Annotated in this window: 11 protein-coding genes; 4 read left to right on the top strand and 7 right to left on the bottom strand. The window is 72.4% G+C overall.

Annotated features, from left to right (window positions below; genetic code table 11):
* Positions 1 to 85 precede the first annotated feature (85 nt).
* The gene (locus ACLJWH_RS40905) at positions 86 to 1,660 is read right to left on the bottom strand and encodes a class I adenylate-forming enzyme family protein (protein ID WP_411146899.1); all 1,575 of its coding nucleotides are present in this window, start codon (positions 1,658 to 1,660) and stop codon (positions 86 to 88) included.
* A gap of 385 nt (positions 1,661 to 2,045) precedes the next feature.
* Here ACLJWH_RS40905 and hemA point away from each other — a divergent pair, with 385 nt between their 5' ends.
* Together hemA and ACLJWH_RS40895 are read left to right on the top strand one after the other, a co-directional pair.
* Positions 2,046 to 3,257, top strand: a complete 1,212-nt coding sequence (gene hemA / locus ACLJWH_RS40900) for a 5-aminolevulinate synthase (protein WP_411146898.1) — start codon at positions 2,046 to 2,048, stop codon at positions 3,255 to 3,257.
* Between the two features lie 335 nt (positions 3,258 to 3,592).
* Entirely contained in the window at positions 3,593 to 3,754 is a 162-nt protein-coding gene (locus ACLJWH_RS40895; RefSeq protein WP_411146897.1) for a hypothetical protein, read from the top strand.
* Here the strand turns inward: ACLJWH_RS40895 and tpg are convergent.
* From tpg to ACLJWH_RS40870, 5 genes are all read right to left on the bottom strand, one after another.
* A complete protein-coding gene (gene tpg, locus ACLJWH_RS40890; protein ID WP_052855313.1) occupies positions 3,748 to 4,305 on the bottom strand; it encodes a telomere-protecting terminal protein Tpg in 558 nt (185 codons plus the stop codon). The genes ACLJWH_RS40895 and tpg overlap by 7 nt on opposite strands.
* A 3-nt stretch (positions 4,306 to 4,308) precedes the next feature.
* Positions 4,309 to 4,770 (bottom strand): hypothetical protein, encoded by a 462-nt coding sequence (locus ACLJWH_RS40885; protein WP_411146896.1) that lies wholly within the window; start codon positions 4,768 to 4,770, stop codon positions 4,309 to 4,311.
* A 3-nt stretch (positions 4,771 to 4,773) separates the two neighbouring features.
* Positions 4,774 to 6,906, bottom strand: coding sequence for a telomere-associated protein Tap (gene tap, locus ACLJWH_RS40880; protein ID WP_411146895.1), 2,133 nt, complete (start codon positions 6,904 to 6,906; stop codon positions 4,774 to 4,776).
* A gap of 41 nt (positions 6,907 to 6,947) precedes the next feature.
* Entirely contained in the window at positions 6,948 to 7,766 is an 819-nt protein-coding gene (locus ACLJWH_RS40875) for a hypothetical protein (protein ID WP_411146894.1), read from the bottom strand.
* An 885-nt stretch (positions 7,767 to 8,651) separates the two neighbouring features.
* Positions 8,652 to 9,206, bottom strand: coding sequence for a MarR family winged helix-turn-helix transcriptional regulator (locus ACLJWH_RS40870; RefSeq protein ID WP_411146893.1), 555 nt, complete (start codon positions 9,204 to 9,206; stop codon positions 8,652 to 8,654).
* Between the two features lie 132 nt (positions 9,207 to 9,338).
* Here ACLJWH_RS40870 and ACLJWH_RS40865 point away from each other — a divergent pair, with 132 nt between their 5' ends.
* Together ACLJWH_RS40865 and ACLJWH_RS40860 are read left to right on the top strand one after the other, a co-directional pair.
* Positions 9,339 to 11,033, top strand: a complete 1,695-nt coding sequence (locus tag ACLJWH_RS40865) for an alpha-keto acid decarboxylase family protein (RefSeq protein ID WP_411146900.1) — start codon at positions 9,339 to 9,341, stop codon at positions 11,031 to 11,033.
* A 2,150-nt stretch (positions 11,034 to 13,183) separates the two neighbouring features.
* Entirely contained in the window at positions 13,184 to 13,438 is a 255-nt protein-coding gene (locus tag ACLJWH_RS40860) for a hypothetical protein (RefSeq protein ID WP_411146892.1), read from the top strand.
* A gap of 67 nt (positions 13,439 to 13,505) precedes the next feature.
* Here ACLJWH_RS40860 and ACLJWH_RS40855 read toward each other — a convergent pair whose 3' ends face one another.
* Positions 13,506 to 13,637 carry a hypothetical protein gene (locus ACLJWH_RS40855; RefSeq protein ID WP_411146891.1) on the bottom strand — a complete coding sequence of 44 codons (132 nt, stop codon included), beginning with the start codon at positions 13,635 to 13,637 and terminating at the stop codon, positions 13,506 to 13,508.
* Positions 13,638 to 14,583: the final 946 nt, after the last annotated feature.

Here is a 14,583-nt window from a genome sequence, read left to right as displayed (position 1 = left end):
GTGATCCGTTCGGAGCCGTGGACGAGCGCGGGGTGGTCGGGGCGCCGCTCGGCGGACTCCGCCAGTACGGACGCGGCTGTCAGTGTCATGCCGCACCGCTGTGCTGTGCGGCCAGCGTCCGCTTGTCGGGCTTGCCGGTACCGGTGAGGGGCAGCGTGTCGTGGAAGGTCACCACGGCCGGTACGTGCTTCGGGGTCAGCTCGGCGGCGACGTGGCCGATCAGCGCGTCGGCGTCGGCGGTGCCGCCCGGCCGTGCCACGACGGCGGCGTGGATGTGCTCCACGCGATCGTCGTCGACCACGCAGTACACCGCGGCCTGGGCGATCTCCGGGTGGGTCAGCAGCGCGTTCTCCACGTCGGTGGGGTGGACCTTGATGCCGTTGGTCTTCATCACTTCGCCCGTGCGGCCGTGCAGGCGCAGGAAGCCCTTCTCGTCGAGGGAACCGAGGTCGCCGGTGTGCACCCAGCCGTCGCGGACGGTCTCGGCGGTCAGCTCCGGTTCGCCCCAGTAGCCGAGCATGGTGGAGGGGCTCCGTACGCATACCTCGCCGATCTCGCCGGGCGGGAGGTCATGGCCGTCGTCCAGGTCGCGGATGCGTACCTCCGTGGCCGGACGGCCGACGGTCCGGCGCAGCTCCGGGTCGAGGTGGTCCTGCGGGGTCAGGATGCTGATGGGGCTGGCCTCCGTGGTCCCGTAGAGCTGGAGCAGCACCGGTCCGAACATTTCGACCGCCTCGGCGAGCCGGGCGGGGGCCGCGGGAGAGCCGACGTAGGTGAGGGTCCTGATGCTCGACCGGTCGGTGGTGGCGGTGTCGGGGTGGTCGATCAGCATGTACAGCTGCGGCGGGGTGAGTGCAAGGGTGGAGACGCGGTGCCGGTCCACGGCCCGCAGTACTTCGCCCGCCTCGAATCCGTCGTGCAGGATGACCGTTCCGCCCGAGGCGAGGGTGACGTCGACGACGGAGCCGCTGGAGTTGCTCACGGGCAGGGTCGACAGGTAGACGAGGGGTTCCGGGGACTGGAGGCCCAGGTTCACCTGGAGGTGGAGGCTGCGGACGCGGTAGGGCATCGCGACGGCCTTGGGGCTGCCGCCGGTGCCGCTGGTGCAGAGCACCACGGCCGGCTGGTCGGGGTCGGCCTCGGTCTCGTCGAGGACGAAGGCGTCCGGGTTGCCCGCCGAGAGGTCCAGCACGTCGGGGCCGAGGGCGTCGAGTGCGGCGAGACGCGGTGGTTCGGGCAGCCGGCCGCACAGTTCGCGGGCCGTGTCGGCGTTCTCCTTGTCGACGGCGAGGAAGGTCGCTCCGGTCCTGCTGAGGATCTCCTGGCGGGCGGCGGCGGCCAGTTGGTCGGTGGGGTCCACCGCGTTCGTGGAGTGCAGGTGGACCATGGTGGCGCCGGCGAGGTTGGCCGCGTAGCGCAGGATGACGGTCGCCGGGCTGTTGGTGACGGTCAGCACCGCCACCACCGGGTTTTTGTCCGCCGCGCCCGGGGACCGGTGATGTTCCGTGAAGTGCCGGCGCAGGACGTCGGCCGCCGTGAGAACCGCCCGGGAGAGCTGGCCCGCGGTGATCTTCTCGTCCTCCCGCTGCAGGGCGATTCGGTCGGGAACGGACGCCAACGCCTCAAGGATCCGACGGGCGTAATTCTCGTTCGAAGACATCGGCACTCCACTTTGCAGGCCGGTTTGCCGGTTGGTGCAGGATCACATGACCGTGAGGGCTTGGCAACAGATTCCGAGTGCCCGTCAAATCATTGGGAAAACTACTAAAGTTCGCGCTTTGGTGACTTCAATACCTGTTGGCCTTGGGTAAGTTGGGTGCCAACCGCGATCGACGATATGCAGACGTTACTTCCATGCCCTTCCTCTGAACTGAGGACGGCGACGCCATGTGATTCCCCGCGCGATTTCACCAGTGCCGCGTTCGTTCCGGGGCGAGCAGAAGCCAGCCGCAGGTGTGCGGGTTAGTCGCGTATTCACAGTCGCCTGCATTTGCATGTGGCCTCAGGAAGCCTGAACGAAGCGAGTAGACGTGACGATCCAGTATATGGACCTCTTTGCGCGCCTCATCGAGAATTCCGACGGGGGAAAGAGGGATTTCCTTGAGATCGGACGGCTCGCCGGGAACTTTCCCGCGGCCAGCGTGCGCACCGGCGGGCACAGGGCCGGGCCGGACAGCATCAGCGTCTGGTGCAGCAACGACTACCTCGGCATGGGTCAGCATCCCGCGGTGCTCGAAGCCATGAAGGAGGCGGTCGACAAGTACGGGGCCGGCGCCGGCGGCTCGCGCAACATCGGTGGCACCAACCACTACCACGTGCTGCTGGAGCGGGAGCTCGCCGAATTACACGGCAAGGACGACGCCCTGCTGTTCACCTCCGGCTACACCGCCAACGACGGTGCGCTGTCCGTCATCGCCGGCCGCATGGAGGGATGTGTCGTCTTCTCCGATGCCCTCAACCACGCGTCCGTCATCGACGGTCTGCGCCACAGCCGCGCCCGGAAGCAGATCTTCCGTCACAACGACTTCGCCCACCTGGAAGAGCTGGTGGCGGCGGCCGACCCGGACGTCCCCAAGCTCATCGTGACCGAGTCCGTGTACTCGATGAACGGCGATATCGCGCCGCTGCCCGAGATCGCCGACATCGCCAAGCGCTACGGGGCGATGACGTACCTCGACGAGGTGCACGCAGTGGGCATGTACGGCCCGGAGGGCGCCGGTATCGCGGCCCGGGAGGGCATCGCCGACGACTTCACCGTCGTCATGGGCACCCTGGCCAAGGGCTTCGGCACCACCGGCGGCTACATCGCCGGCCCCGCCGAGGTCATCGAGGCGGTGCGCATGTTCTCCCGCTCCTTCATCTTCACCACCGCGCTGCCGCCCTCCGTGGCCGCCGGCGCCCTGGCCGCCGTACGGCATCTGCGGTCCTCCGGGGCCGAGCGGGGCCAACTGTGGTCGAACGCGCAGCTGATGCATCGGCTGCTCAACGAGCGCGGCATCCCCTTCATCTCGGACCAGACGCACATCGTGTCCGTCCTGGTGCGGGACGAGGACGCGTGCAAGCGGATGTCCGCGCTGCTGCTCGACCGGCACGGGATCTACGTGCAGGCGATCAACGCGCCGAGCGTGCGGGTCGGTGAGGAGATCCTGCGGGTCGCCCCCGGAGCCGTGCACACCGCCGACGACGTTCGCGGATTCGTCGACGCCCTGGACCAGGTCTGGTCGCAGGTCTGGTCGGAGGCCGCCCTGGTCTCCTGAGTCAGGAATTCTGTTCAGATATGAGGCGAGGCGTTCAAGGATCTCGTGGGCGGTCTTCGTCCGGATGCAGGGCTTCGGGTCGGTGTTCCGGGCTGTGATCCGGTCACGGATGTCCTTACCCGCACTTGAGTGCGATGCCCGGGGGTTCTGAGCCGCGACATCGCACTGGTGTGTGTGTAGGCCCTGGGATCTTGGGCCGCTCCCCCTGCCGAACTACGCGGCGGCCGGGGCGAGTTCAGCCCTCGATGAGTACCGTCTCGGGCAGGGGAGCGTCGTCGGTCCGGCTCCGCGTCCCGCAGGGCGAGGGTGCGGTTGATGCCGGCCACGGTGGTGAAGTGGCTGGTGTCGTCGCCGAGTTCGGCGGCGGCGAGGATGTGGGGGCTGCCCGACGACGCGTCGGCGATGCGGACCGGGTCATGGTCGGCATCGAGGAGCGGGCTCTCGTCGCGGTCGATGGCCGGGAATTCGGTCGTCGTACGTTCTCTCCTCTTCAGTAATCCAGGTCCAGGTAATCAATGTCGTTGATTGCCACGTCCGACAGTCCTATAGCACGGCCGCCGCCGTCCTGGAAATACACTTCTTTAAATCCTTCGGCGATGATTCCGCGCATCTCCTGGTCGCCGGCGCCGGTTTCGCGGGCGTCGAACAGGCGCTGCGCGTATGCCGGGGGGAGGTGCACGGTGAGTCGCCGGAACCGGCCGTCGTCGGTCGTGCCCACCGGGGCGGTGTAGCCGAACCGGGCCCGGGTCTCCACCGTGATCCCGCCGGTGGCGGTGGCCTGCTTCCGTCGGCGTTTGCGGACTTGCGGCTGCCAGCGGGACCGCACGGACGAGTTGATGCGGTCGGCGATGTCCTTGGGCGGGTGCTTGCGCTCGCCCTTGAGGTAGCGCTCCACCGACCGCTGGCTGACCCCGAGTTCCCGGGCGACCGCCTTGGTTGTCTTGAGCTGCTTCATCAGGTAGGTGATCTGGCCTTTGAGGGTCTTGGGCGGCTCCCGGGTGAACGACTCCTGGTCAGCGCGCTCGATGGCGTCCTCGATCTCCCCCATCGGTCAGCTCCCGTCCGGGTGCGCGCCGTGGCCGTACAGGTGGCGGATCAGGTGGGCGTCAGCGGCGGGGGCGAGGTCGACGACGAGGCGCTCGCCCACGCCCGTGGCCGTGGTGGCGTCGGGCGTGAGGTAGCCGAGACTGCGCAGCTCGCCGACCGCTTTGCGGAATGCCTCGCGGCCCTCGGCGGCCAGGCGCTCGTCACGGGTGAGGTAGGTCAGCTCGCTGACCGTCGGCTCCTGCCCGGAGTGGTAGCCGGTGGCGAGTTCGGCCAGGACGCCGCGGGCGCGCCAGGTCAGGCGCATGTCGCGCATGGCCTGCGCGAACAAGGCCGGCTCGTGGACGGGTGGGGCGGAGGGGACGGGCCACCGCGGGGAGGCTGTGGGGTCGGTGGTGTTCATCGGGTGCAGCTCCTTGAGTGTTTTCTCCGGTGCGGGCGTGCCGGTGCCGGTGTCGGTGTCGGTCACGGCCTACTCACCCTCGTCGAGGACGGCGTCTCCGCCCTTGATGTGGCGGGCCGGGTTGAGGCCCTGCTCCATCAGGTCAACCGCCCACAGCATCGACTGGACACCCTCCGGCTTCGCCAGGCCGGGTGTGGGTCCGAGGCGGAACCCGCCGGGCTGCGGTTTGCCGGATGCGGCGTATGGGAGGAAGTCGAGCGGGCTGGGGCCCGGCGAGGGGTAGACGACGCAGTCGGAGAGCACGGCGAGCGGGTACCGGCCCGTCATCTTCGCCATGTTGTTGAGCTTGCGGTGCATGTTGACCCGGGCCTTGCTGATGACGGCGGCCCGGATGTCGGGGCGCCACGTCGGCCGCTGGAGGGCCGGCCACGTCTCGCCCTCCTTGTAGTGCCTGCCCTGGGGGCGCTCGCGGAGTTTGCCGATGCCGCCCTTGACGGTGGCCTTGATCGCGGACAGGACGGCGGCCAGGGCCGGGTCCTGCTGCTTGTGCTGTTCCATCGCGGTGAGGAAGGCCCGGCCGTCCAGGTCCTTGGTGACGCCGAGGTCGGCGAGGGTGTCGACGTACGCCGTCTTGAGCCGGTCGTGCCACGGGTCGAGGTAGGCGCCGGTCTCGCGGCGCAGGTACGCCTCGATCGGGTGGACGTCGTAGCCGAGTTCCTGGGCGTAGGCGAGGGTGTGCGTCTGGTACCAGGCCGGGCCGGTCGGCCGGGTGCCGTCCGGGGTGAACGGGCTGGGCAGGCGCGGGTCCGGCTCGATGTGGCTGAGGTCGGCCAGCCAGCTCCCGGGGATCTTCGGGTTGAACTTCGGGGTGTGGAAATGGTCGGGCGCGCTCAGGCCGACGACCAGGCGGGCCGCGGCCGCGAGGAACGCCGTGTTGAGGTCCAGGCCGACCGCGAAGGGCAGCATGCACTCCTCATCGGACAGCGTCTCCACCGGCCGCACCCACTGGTACGCCTCTTCGTTGAGGAACCCGCCGCTCCAGCCGGAGTTCACGACGACGGGGTGCTCCGGGGTGGCCTCCGGCGGTGCCGGGTCCATCGGCTCCGTGCCGAGGCTGCCGGCGTTGTGGCCGGACACCCAGTTCCCGGTCTGCGGGTCCTGCACGGCCTTCGTCGGCGGGCGCAGTGCCGTCATCAGCTCCAGGCCCGAGACGGCGGTGGAGCCGCGCGGGGTGACGACCCGCTGGGCGTACACCCCCAGGACGCGGGCGACGTCGGCCGGCTCCATCGCACAGACGCCGGGCCAGGACCGCTCGTCGAGGGCGTCCCAGGACAGGATCGCCAGCTGCACGCACTGCCGCTCGCGGCCCTGCGCCTTGCGGTAGATCCGCGCCCACGGTCCGAACCCGCGCTGCGTCAGCTGCCACTTCGCCTTCGCCACCTGCTTGACCACCGGGTGGTCCTCGGGCAGGCGCAGCGAACGGCGCTGCTCGTGACCCTCCAGGCGCTCCGGCAGCCCGAGGTTCACCGCGGCGGCCGCGGTGAGCACGATCAGCGGGTCGCTGTCCTTGCCGTACCGGTTGAGCTTCGCGGCACCGAGGCCGGACTCCTTGAGGGTCCACTCCACCAGTTGGGGCACGGTGGTGGCCGGGCAGTCCAGCACGGTGCCGTCGACGCCGTATGCGGAGCCGTCGCCGTCCAGCACGGCGAGCGGGCCGTGCGGGAACCGCGGATCGGTCGCGGGCTTCGCAGGCTTCTTCGCCGGGCGGCGCGACGTCGCCGCCGGACGGGCGGAACGCTCGGGCGTGGCCTGGACGGCCGGGGCCGGGGCGGTGGTCTGCGCCTCAGTGGTCTGCGCCTCGGTGGCCTCGGGCGCGGCCGGGCCGGTGGCCGTCTGCGGCGCCGGAGCGGGCTGCGGCGCAGCCGCCGGGGCCGGGGCGGTGGAAGCTCTGTGGGCGGGGTACTTCGCGGCCCATCCGTTCAGCAGCCGCTGGTATGCCTCCAGGCGCGGTGACTTCGGCTCGGAGCGGCCGTTCTCGTAGTTCTTCACCGTCTGCACGGTCGACTTCAGGGCCTGCGCGAGGCGGGCCTGGGTGATGCCGGCGGCCTCACGCAGCCGGGCGCGCTCCGCCGGGGGCGGAAGCTGCGGCTCCTCCCCCAGCAACGCGTCGATGTTCGCGAACAGCTCTTCCTCGGAGGGCATGGGTGGGCTCCTTTCGCGCCCTCACCTTAACATCATTTACCCTATCCTTTAACCCATTTTTTAACCCGTTCGCAGCGCCGGCGCAGCTGCTCCGTGGCGGCCGGGCGGCCGGGGGCGGGCAGGGCTACGGCGGCCAGGAGCAGGGTGCGGGCGTGCGCGCGGACCTCGGCGTCGTACCAGGCTTCGGACGTGGGGCGGGTGAGCAGGAACGCGGCCAAGAGCAGGGCGTCGGGCTCGCGCGGGTGGGCGACGGCCCGTTCGGCGACGTCGTCGGCCGCCTCCTGGGGCGGGGTGAGCTCGGCGCTGGCGCGGCCAGGGCAGCCACACGTCGTCCGCGAAAGCGCCGGCACCGGCGAGCGCGCCGGGCGGCAGGCCGGCCTCCAGCGCGGCCCGCATGCGGACGCCGCACCCAGGGCGGTGCGGGCGACCAGCCCCAACAGGGCGCCGGCCGGGCCGGAGCGGCCCGGAGCGCGGACGGCGAGCGTGGCCAGGAGCCGAAAGGCGACCGCCGCGCTGCCGGGCCCGGCAGCCGACTCGGCCCAGGCGGCGGCCGGCCCGCCGAGGACGTCACCGGCGGCGGTCAGCAGGCATGGGCCAGGCGCCCGTCCGCGCCGGGCACCTCCTCGCGTACGGCGGCCAGAGCCAGCCGCGGCCGAGGCGGCGAGCAGCAGCAGGTCGGGGCCGCCCCAGCGCAGCCACGCGCCGGCCGGCGAGGGCCGGCCGGGACGCGGACGCACAGCTCGGGTGAGCGCGGTGAACTGGCCGGCGTGGCGGTGCAGGGCCAGGTACACGCCGACCGCGGTGGCGACCGCCTCGTCACCGGCGCGCGCGGCGGCCAGGTGAAGGACCTCGCCAGGCATCGCGGCGCCCGCGCGGGCCAGGGCGGCCGCGTACTCCAGCAGGCACCCTCAGCGCGCGCACCACCGGATCCGAGCCCAACAGGCCCACGTGCGGGGCTTGTTCACTCCCGGCGTCCGACCACCACCACCGGCGGCGGCATAGGCGGAGGCGGGCGCGGCGCCACCCGGCCGGCCCCGGGCGAAAGCGACGGGCCGGCGGGACGGGGCCAGCGGCCCGGCGAGGCCGTACAGGCGGTCCAGGCGGCCGGCAGGCCGAACAGCGCCTGGCCGGCGGACAGGCGACGGTGGAGGCCGGTCGGCCGGCGGCCGGGCCGGCCGGGAGCGCGCCTCGGCGGTGCGCGGCGGTCGCGGCGGCGAGGTAGAACGCGCCGAGCTCCGGCCCGCCGCCCAGGCCGGCGAGGACCCGGGGCGTCGGCGGTCCAGGCGGCCGGGGCTGCCTGAACGAAGCGGTGCAGCACGGTGGCGTACCGTCGGCGCCAGATCCTCAGCGCCGGCCAGCGCGGCGGCGGCCTCGAGCGGGCCGGCCGCGGCAGTCAGCTCCAGCAGGTCCTCCTTCTCCAGCGCGAGGTGTGCTGGAGCGGTACCGGGCATTCGGCGGCGCGCGGTCGGCCGGCTGAAGTCGACGCGCCGCGGCCAGCAGCGGGCCGAAGCCGGCGAGCAGCTCTTGGGCAGACCGGGACCAGTCCACACCCGCATCCAGGACGCGAGCGGCTCCACGGTGCCATCGGCACGGTCTGCGCCGGCGGGCAGGCCCCGGTCACCTCCGCAGCGGACGGCGCAGGGCCGAGCGCCGCCCGCGCCCGCTCCGGCGGGCAGGTGACAAACCCTGGGCGACGACGCGGATGAGAGTCGGGACAACGGCCCCTCCCGGACGGTGAGTTCGCACTACGGAGCGGCTCGTCGCGCTCCAGGGTCCGTCCGATGAGCCGAGCGAGGGGATTCGCCGGAAGCCGCCCGGTGGCCCGCTTCCGGTTCGCGGTTCGCGGCGGGGGCGGTGAACGCCGTCCAGTCCGGTCCGGCCAGCGAGGCGAGGACGGCACGCCATCCGTCAGCGGCTGCCGGTCCGGCTTCCTCCAGGGCGGCTTGGAAGAGTGCGCGCTGCCGGGCGTGCAGGGCGCGTTCGAGGGCGGCGCCACTGCTGGTCAGATGCAGTTCCTTGCGTCGGCGGTCCCGGGCGCCGGCGGCGACCCGTACCAGCTCCTCGCCGATCAACCGGCGCAGTGGTCCGTTGATGGCCTGCTTGGTGAGGTCCAGGGTGTCGCAGAGTTCCCCGACGCTCATGCCTGGCGAGTAGGCCAGGAACGTGAGGATGCGGTGGTGGGCCCGGCCCATGTCGTGTTCGGCGAGTGCTTCATCGGCGGCGCCGGTGAAGGCCCGGTAGGCGAAGTAGAAGAGTGTGAAGTCGCGGTCATAGGCGTCCGGGCGAGAAGGGTCAAGCATGTTGACATATTAGCTCGACGCACCGTACGCTCGCCATCTAGGTCAACAACCTTGACCCATTTCTCCCGTGCCGCCGGACGCCCAACCGGTGCTCCGGCGCGACGCTGAACGCCAGAAAGGCCGGTGACCGTGATGCCGGACATCACCGTCGGCGAGTACCTCCTCCGCCGCCTGCGCGAACTGGACATCGAGCACGTCTTCGGTGTGCCGGGCGACTACAACCTCGGCTTCCTCGACCAGGTCATCGACTTCCCCGGGCTGGACTGGGTGGGTACCTGCAACGAACTCGACGCCGGATACGCGGCCGACGGCTACAGCCGGCTCCGCGGCGCCGCCGCGGTGGTGACCACCTTCGGCGTCGGCGAACTGTCCGCCGTCAACGCCGTCGCCGGTTCCTACGCCGAGTCCGTACCGGTCGTCGCCGTCACCGGGATGCCCGCGACGGCGGTGGCGGCGGCCGGCACGCCCGTGCACCACACCCTCATGGACGGCGAATACGACCACTTCGGCCGGATGTTCGCCGAGGTGACCGTGGCCCGCGCCACCCTCACCGCGGACAACGCGCCGGCCGAGATCGACCGCGTCCTGCGCGCGCTGCGCCGGCACCGCAGGCCGGTCCACCTCAACCTCCCCACCGATGTCGTCCTGGCCCGCGTCCCCGCCCCCACCGCGCCCCTGCCCGCCGCTGACGCCCCCACCGATCCGGAACTGCTGCGGGCCTTCCTCGACGCCGCCGCACACCTGCTGGAGGGCGCCCGGACCGTGAGCGTGCTCGCGGGCCACGAGGCGGACCGGCACGGACTGCGCGGCCCACTGGCCGACCTGCTCGACAGCGCCCCAGTACGCGCGGCCGTGTACTCCACCGGCAAGGGCGTGGTGGACGAGCACGCGCCGGGGTTCGCAGGCGTCTACACCGGCGAGTTCAGCGCGAAGCCCGCCCGCGCAGCCGTCGAGGACGCCGACTGCCTCATCCTGGCCGGCGCACCCGTCACCGACACCGTGACCGGCGGGTTCACCCACCATTTCCCCGTCGGCCGCACCATCGAGCTGCGCCCCTGCCGGGCCACGGTGGACCGGGCGGAATTCACGGGCGTGGTGATGGCCGACGCCTTGCGCGCCCTGACCGGCCTGATCCACAAGATGCGCCTGCCCGAGCCCACCGGGTACGGTCAGCCGGCCGGTGCCCCGCGCCGGGCCGACGAGCCACAGCCGACCCGCGGCACGGAGGCCGAAGCGCTCACCCAGGACCAGCTGTGGGCGGCTGTAGGCGACTTCCTGCCCGAGGCGAGCGTGCTCGTCGCAGAGCAGGGCACCGCGTTCTTCGGCGCGCAGGAACTCCCGCTGCCCCGGGACGCCCGGTTCGTCGGACAACCGATGTGGGGCTCGATCGGCTACACCCTGCCGGCCACCCTCGGCACCCAACTTGCCGCACCCGAACGACGGTCCGTGCTCGTCATAGGCGACGGCTCACTGCAACTGACCGCCCAGGAACTGGGCACCATGGCCCGGCACAGCCTGCCCCCGGTGGTCGTCGTCATCAACAACGACGGCTACACGGTCGAACGCGCCATCCACGGCGCCACCGCCGCGTACAACGACATCGCCTCCTGGGACTACACCGCGCTTCCGGCGGCCTTCGGCGGAGGAGACCGCTGTGTCACGCGGCGCGTGACCACACCCGCGGAACTGGCGGACGCCTTCTCCCTGGCCGTTGCCACCCCGGACCGGCTGGTACTCATCGAGGCGGTACTGCCGCGTGACGACGCACCCGAACTGCTCACCGCCCTCGCCGACCGCTTCGCCGAACAAAACGACTACGGCGCCTGAGTGTGAATCCGCCGGAGGACGGCTGCGGGCACCCGCGTCCGCGGCCGTCCCCGCGAGAACTGCTGGGACCCCCGAAGGCCGCGGACGGCGCGCAGGCACTGCCAGCCGCAGAACTCGCCCCGGCCGGCCGCCACAGTGTCGGACGCCCTGGACGACGGCGGGCGACGACGGGCCCGGCGCGGGCGGTGGTACGAGCGGACCAGTGCGCGGGGACGGCGCGGGGCGGGCGGAACGACCGCGGCAGACCCCGGGACGAGCACGGCGGCCGCGGCGAACGGGGCGGACAGCGGGCTCCGGAACAACCGGGCCCGGTGGCCGGGGACGCGGCAGACACCGACGGCAGACGGGCTGATAACGCAGCCGGGCCAGGGCCGGGCGGGGGACGGCCTGCGAGGCGCGGATGGCATCGACGAACCGGGCCACGGAGCGTTGCCGAGACCCCCAACACCACACCAAACGACCGGAGTTGCCGAACGGCACGGGCGCTGCGAAGCCCTGGCAGCACCCGCACCGAACCGCAAGCGGCCCGGCAGGCGGACAGCCCGGTGCACGACCGACGGCCGGCGGGCGACGGGCGGGGCGGACACGGCACAGGACAGCAGCCGGCAGCCGGGCAGCGAACACGCGGACGGACACGCAGCGGCACAGCAGACAAGGCGGGCGGCGCGACGGCGGCACGAACGCAGGGCCGGGCGGACGGCGGGCGCGGGCGGACACGACACGGAGCGGCGGGACGGGTGCAACGCGGCAAGCAGAAAGCGCGGGCGGAGCGACGGCCGAGGGACGAGAGGCGGCACCGCGCAGCGCCAAAGCTGCCCGCACGACGTCGGACAGCGGCCGACGACGGCGAGCAGCAGGCCCTCGGCAACCGGACAGCCAGACGGCGAACGGAAAGGATGGAGGGGAACCAGGGCGAGCGGCAGCACGGAGGGCGGCGGACGTACGACGGCACGACGAGCTGGGAAGCGACGGCGCGGGCCCGGACGGCGCAGGCACGCGACGGACGCGCGGGCCGGCGGGCCGTGGGCACGCCGGACGAGCTGCGCGCGCGGCGAAGAGGGCGCGGGGCGGGGACGGGAGGCGGGGCGGTGGCGGCGCGGGCCGGGAGGGCGCGGCAGGACGACCGGACGACCGGGAATTTTCAGCGGTGAACTCCGTCCCGGAGTCCGGCTTCCCTCGGCCCGGCGGGGACGGCACGACTTCGGTAACACGGTGTCGCAGCCGCACCCTGCCCACCGGGCACCCTGCAATGCCCCGCCGGCTGCCATGTGCGTGGGCACAAGGACAGTGCCCCTGGTACGAGAAAACACCGGGGCCACTGTTGTGTACGCGGGGGACGTCTGCAGGCCGGGGCCAGGAGCTTGGTCCGGCGGGCAACGGCGGGGCCGGTCTGGGCGGGCTGATAGTCGCCGCTCGTGGTGAGTTGCTCGAAAATCTCATGGAAGTGGACATGGTGACGTTCCGCCAGCGCTGTGCGGACAAGCCGCGGGTCGCGGGCATCGCGGGCAGCGGCCCGGGGCAGGCGCACCGAGCGCCTGGTGGTCGAGTCTCTCGTTCACCCGGCGCTCGGTCTTCCCCGGTTTCCCGGTCAGCGTCGCGGCAGGTGCCGGGCGAAGAACGCGTGGACGTGCCGCCGCACCGCGGGCACCGACACCGCCGGGGAGATGGTGCCGACCAGGAACGGTCGAAGCGCGCGTCGCGGAAGCCGTCGGTGCCCAGCAGGAGCAGCGGCCGGTCCACCCCGTACCGGGCGACCGGGAACAGCTCACCGTCCTGGCCGGGCCGCTCCGGCGGGTGGTCCAGGTAGCCCTCCAGGTTGACCGCCGCGCCGATGCGCCGGTCCTCGTACATCGCCTCGGCCGCGGCGGTGCCGCCGGCCGAGTGGCCGTAGATGCCCACGCGCCGCAGATCCAGCGCACGCCCGAGGTCCTGCGGCAGCGCGCGTCCCTCCGCGTCGGGATTGCACCCGGCCGCCAGCACCGCCAGCTGGTCCAGCACGAACCGGGTGTCCGCGATCCGGATGTCGATCATGGTGCGGAAGGTCTCCGGGCCGGGCTCTCCCCACACCGACACCACAGACCAGCGAGGAATCACAATAGTCATGTCAAGCAGCCCGCGGACCGCCATGAAGAACAAGAAGTGAGAACACCATGAGCAGCCCGAACGAGCTCCGCGCTCGCGCCGCCGAGCTGGAGAACCGCGTATCCCCGGTCGACGCAGGGCCGCTGCCCGACGACGAGCGCATGTTTCTGGAGAAGGCTGCTGCCCTCCGCGCGGAGGCCGACCGCCTGGATACTGAGACGCTCCCCGGCACCATAGACACTCTCCAACAGCGCGTCAGCGAGGTCCTCAATCGTGGAACCCTGACAAACGGCGCGGAGAAGGAAACGCATGGCTCGTTATGAAGTGCGCGGCACGATGAAAGCGCCCCCACAGGACGACGACTGGGTGCGCCAGTGCTGCTGTGGACCGTCAGGACGGCTGGGGAGGGATGCGGGTGAGGTGCTTGTCGAGCGTGTAGACCGGTGCCCGCCCGGGGCGCGCAGGGAGGTGTCCGTTGACCCAGGTGCCGCGGACCCAGGTCCGGCGCCGGGTGAACGTCACGTCCTCGATCGCCTCCGGCCCGGAGACCGGGCCGGAGGGCCGACCGTGGTCGTTTGAGGTGCACGCGGGTCTTGCGGGTCCAGTGGGCACGGCGCCACTCCCGGTACTGGGCGGCTTCCCTGTCCAGTCCGTCGGCGGCGCCACGGGCGGTGCGCACCAACTCCCGCCGCAGGCCCCCGGCCTCGTGGCCGGGCAGACGAGCGGCCGTCTCCGAGGCGATCGCCTCCTCCAGCTCCACCTCGGCAGCCGCCTGGGCGCGGGCACCCTCGGACGGGCCGCCCTGGCCCGCGCCGGCCGCGGCAGCCTCCTCGGCTGCGTACGTACGCCCCCGCACAGCCCGCAAGGCCAGGTGTCCGGTGTGCTCGGCGTCCACCGCGTCCTTCAGCAGTTCCTCGGCCACGAACAGCCAGTCCCCGCCCCGGCCGGCCACCAGCCGACGCGACCGCCCCGCCTGTCCGACCGGCCTCCGGGCCGGGGCGGTGACGTACGGGAGAGCGAGCGGACACCGGCGGGGCGGGGGAAGGGCACAGGCCCGGGCCAGGCGTGGACAGCCAGCCACTCCCGGGTGGTGGGCCGGGCGGCGGCCGAGAACCGGGGCAGAGGCCGGGCGCCGGCCGCCTCGTCGGCCAGCAGCAGGTGTTCGGCGTGCTCATCCGGGGCGTCCAGCCAGGTTGCGGCCGGGCGGAGCGGAAGAAGAACCCGGTGGCGCGCGGGTCCGCCCAGCCGACCGGTCCGCGCCTCCCTCTCCCCCGGTCCGCGAGCGCGGCCAGCTCGAGGACGCGCGTTCCACGGCCGGGCAGCGGCACCAGCAGTTCCCCGGCGGCCAGGACCGGCCCGTAGAGGGCGGTGGCACGGGCCGGGTCGGCTCCGGCGCCGCGCAGGGTGCCCGAGGCCTTCCCGCGCACCTCACCCCACACGCCCAGGGCCCGCTCCTGCGTGCTGCCCA

This window comes from Streptomyces sp. x-80, assembly GCF_046549095.1.
Classification (GTDB): domain Bacteria; phylum Actinomycetota; class Actinomycetes; order Streptomycetales; family Streptomycetaceae; genus Streptomyces; species Streptomyces celluloflavus.
This window is presented reverse-complemented; position numbering and strand designations above follow the sequence as displayed.

Coding starts and splice junctions, on each gene's coding strand:
- ACLJWH_RS40905 (WP_411146899.1), bottom strand. CDS start 1,660: ATGTCTTCGAACGAGAATTACGCCCGTCGGATCCTTGAGGCGTTGGCG.
- hemA (WP_411146898.1), top strand. CDS start 2,046: ATGGACCTCTTTGCGCGCCTCATCGAGAATTCCGACGGGGGAAAGAGG.
- tpg (WP_052855313.1), bottom strand. CDS start 4,305: ATGGGGGAGATCGAGGACGCCATCGAGCGCGCTGACCAGGAGTCGTTC.
- tap (WP_411146895.1), bottom strand. CDS start 6,906: ATGCCCTCCGAGGAAGAGCTGTTCGCGAACATCGACGCGTTGCTGGGG.
- ACLJWH_RS40875 (WP_411146894.1), bottom strand. CDS start 7,766: ATGCCTGGCGAGGTCCTTCACCTGGCCGCCGCGCGCGCCGGTGACGAG.
- ACLJWH_RS40870 (WP_411146893.1), bottom strand. CDS start 9,206: ATGCTTGACCCTTCTCGCCCGGACGCCTATGACCGCGACTTCACACTC.
- ACLJWH_RS40865 (WP_411146900.1), top strand. CDS start 9,339: ATGCCGGACATCACCGTCGGCGAGTACCTCCTCCGCCGCCTGCGCGAA.
- ACLJWH_RS40860 (WP_411146892.1), top strand. CDS start 13,184: ATGAGCAGCCCGAACGAGCTCCGCGCTCGCGCCGCCGAGCTGGAGAAC.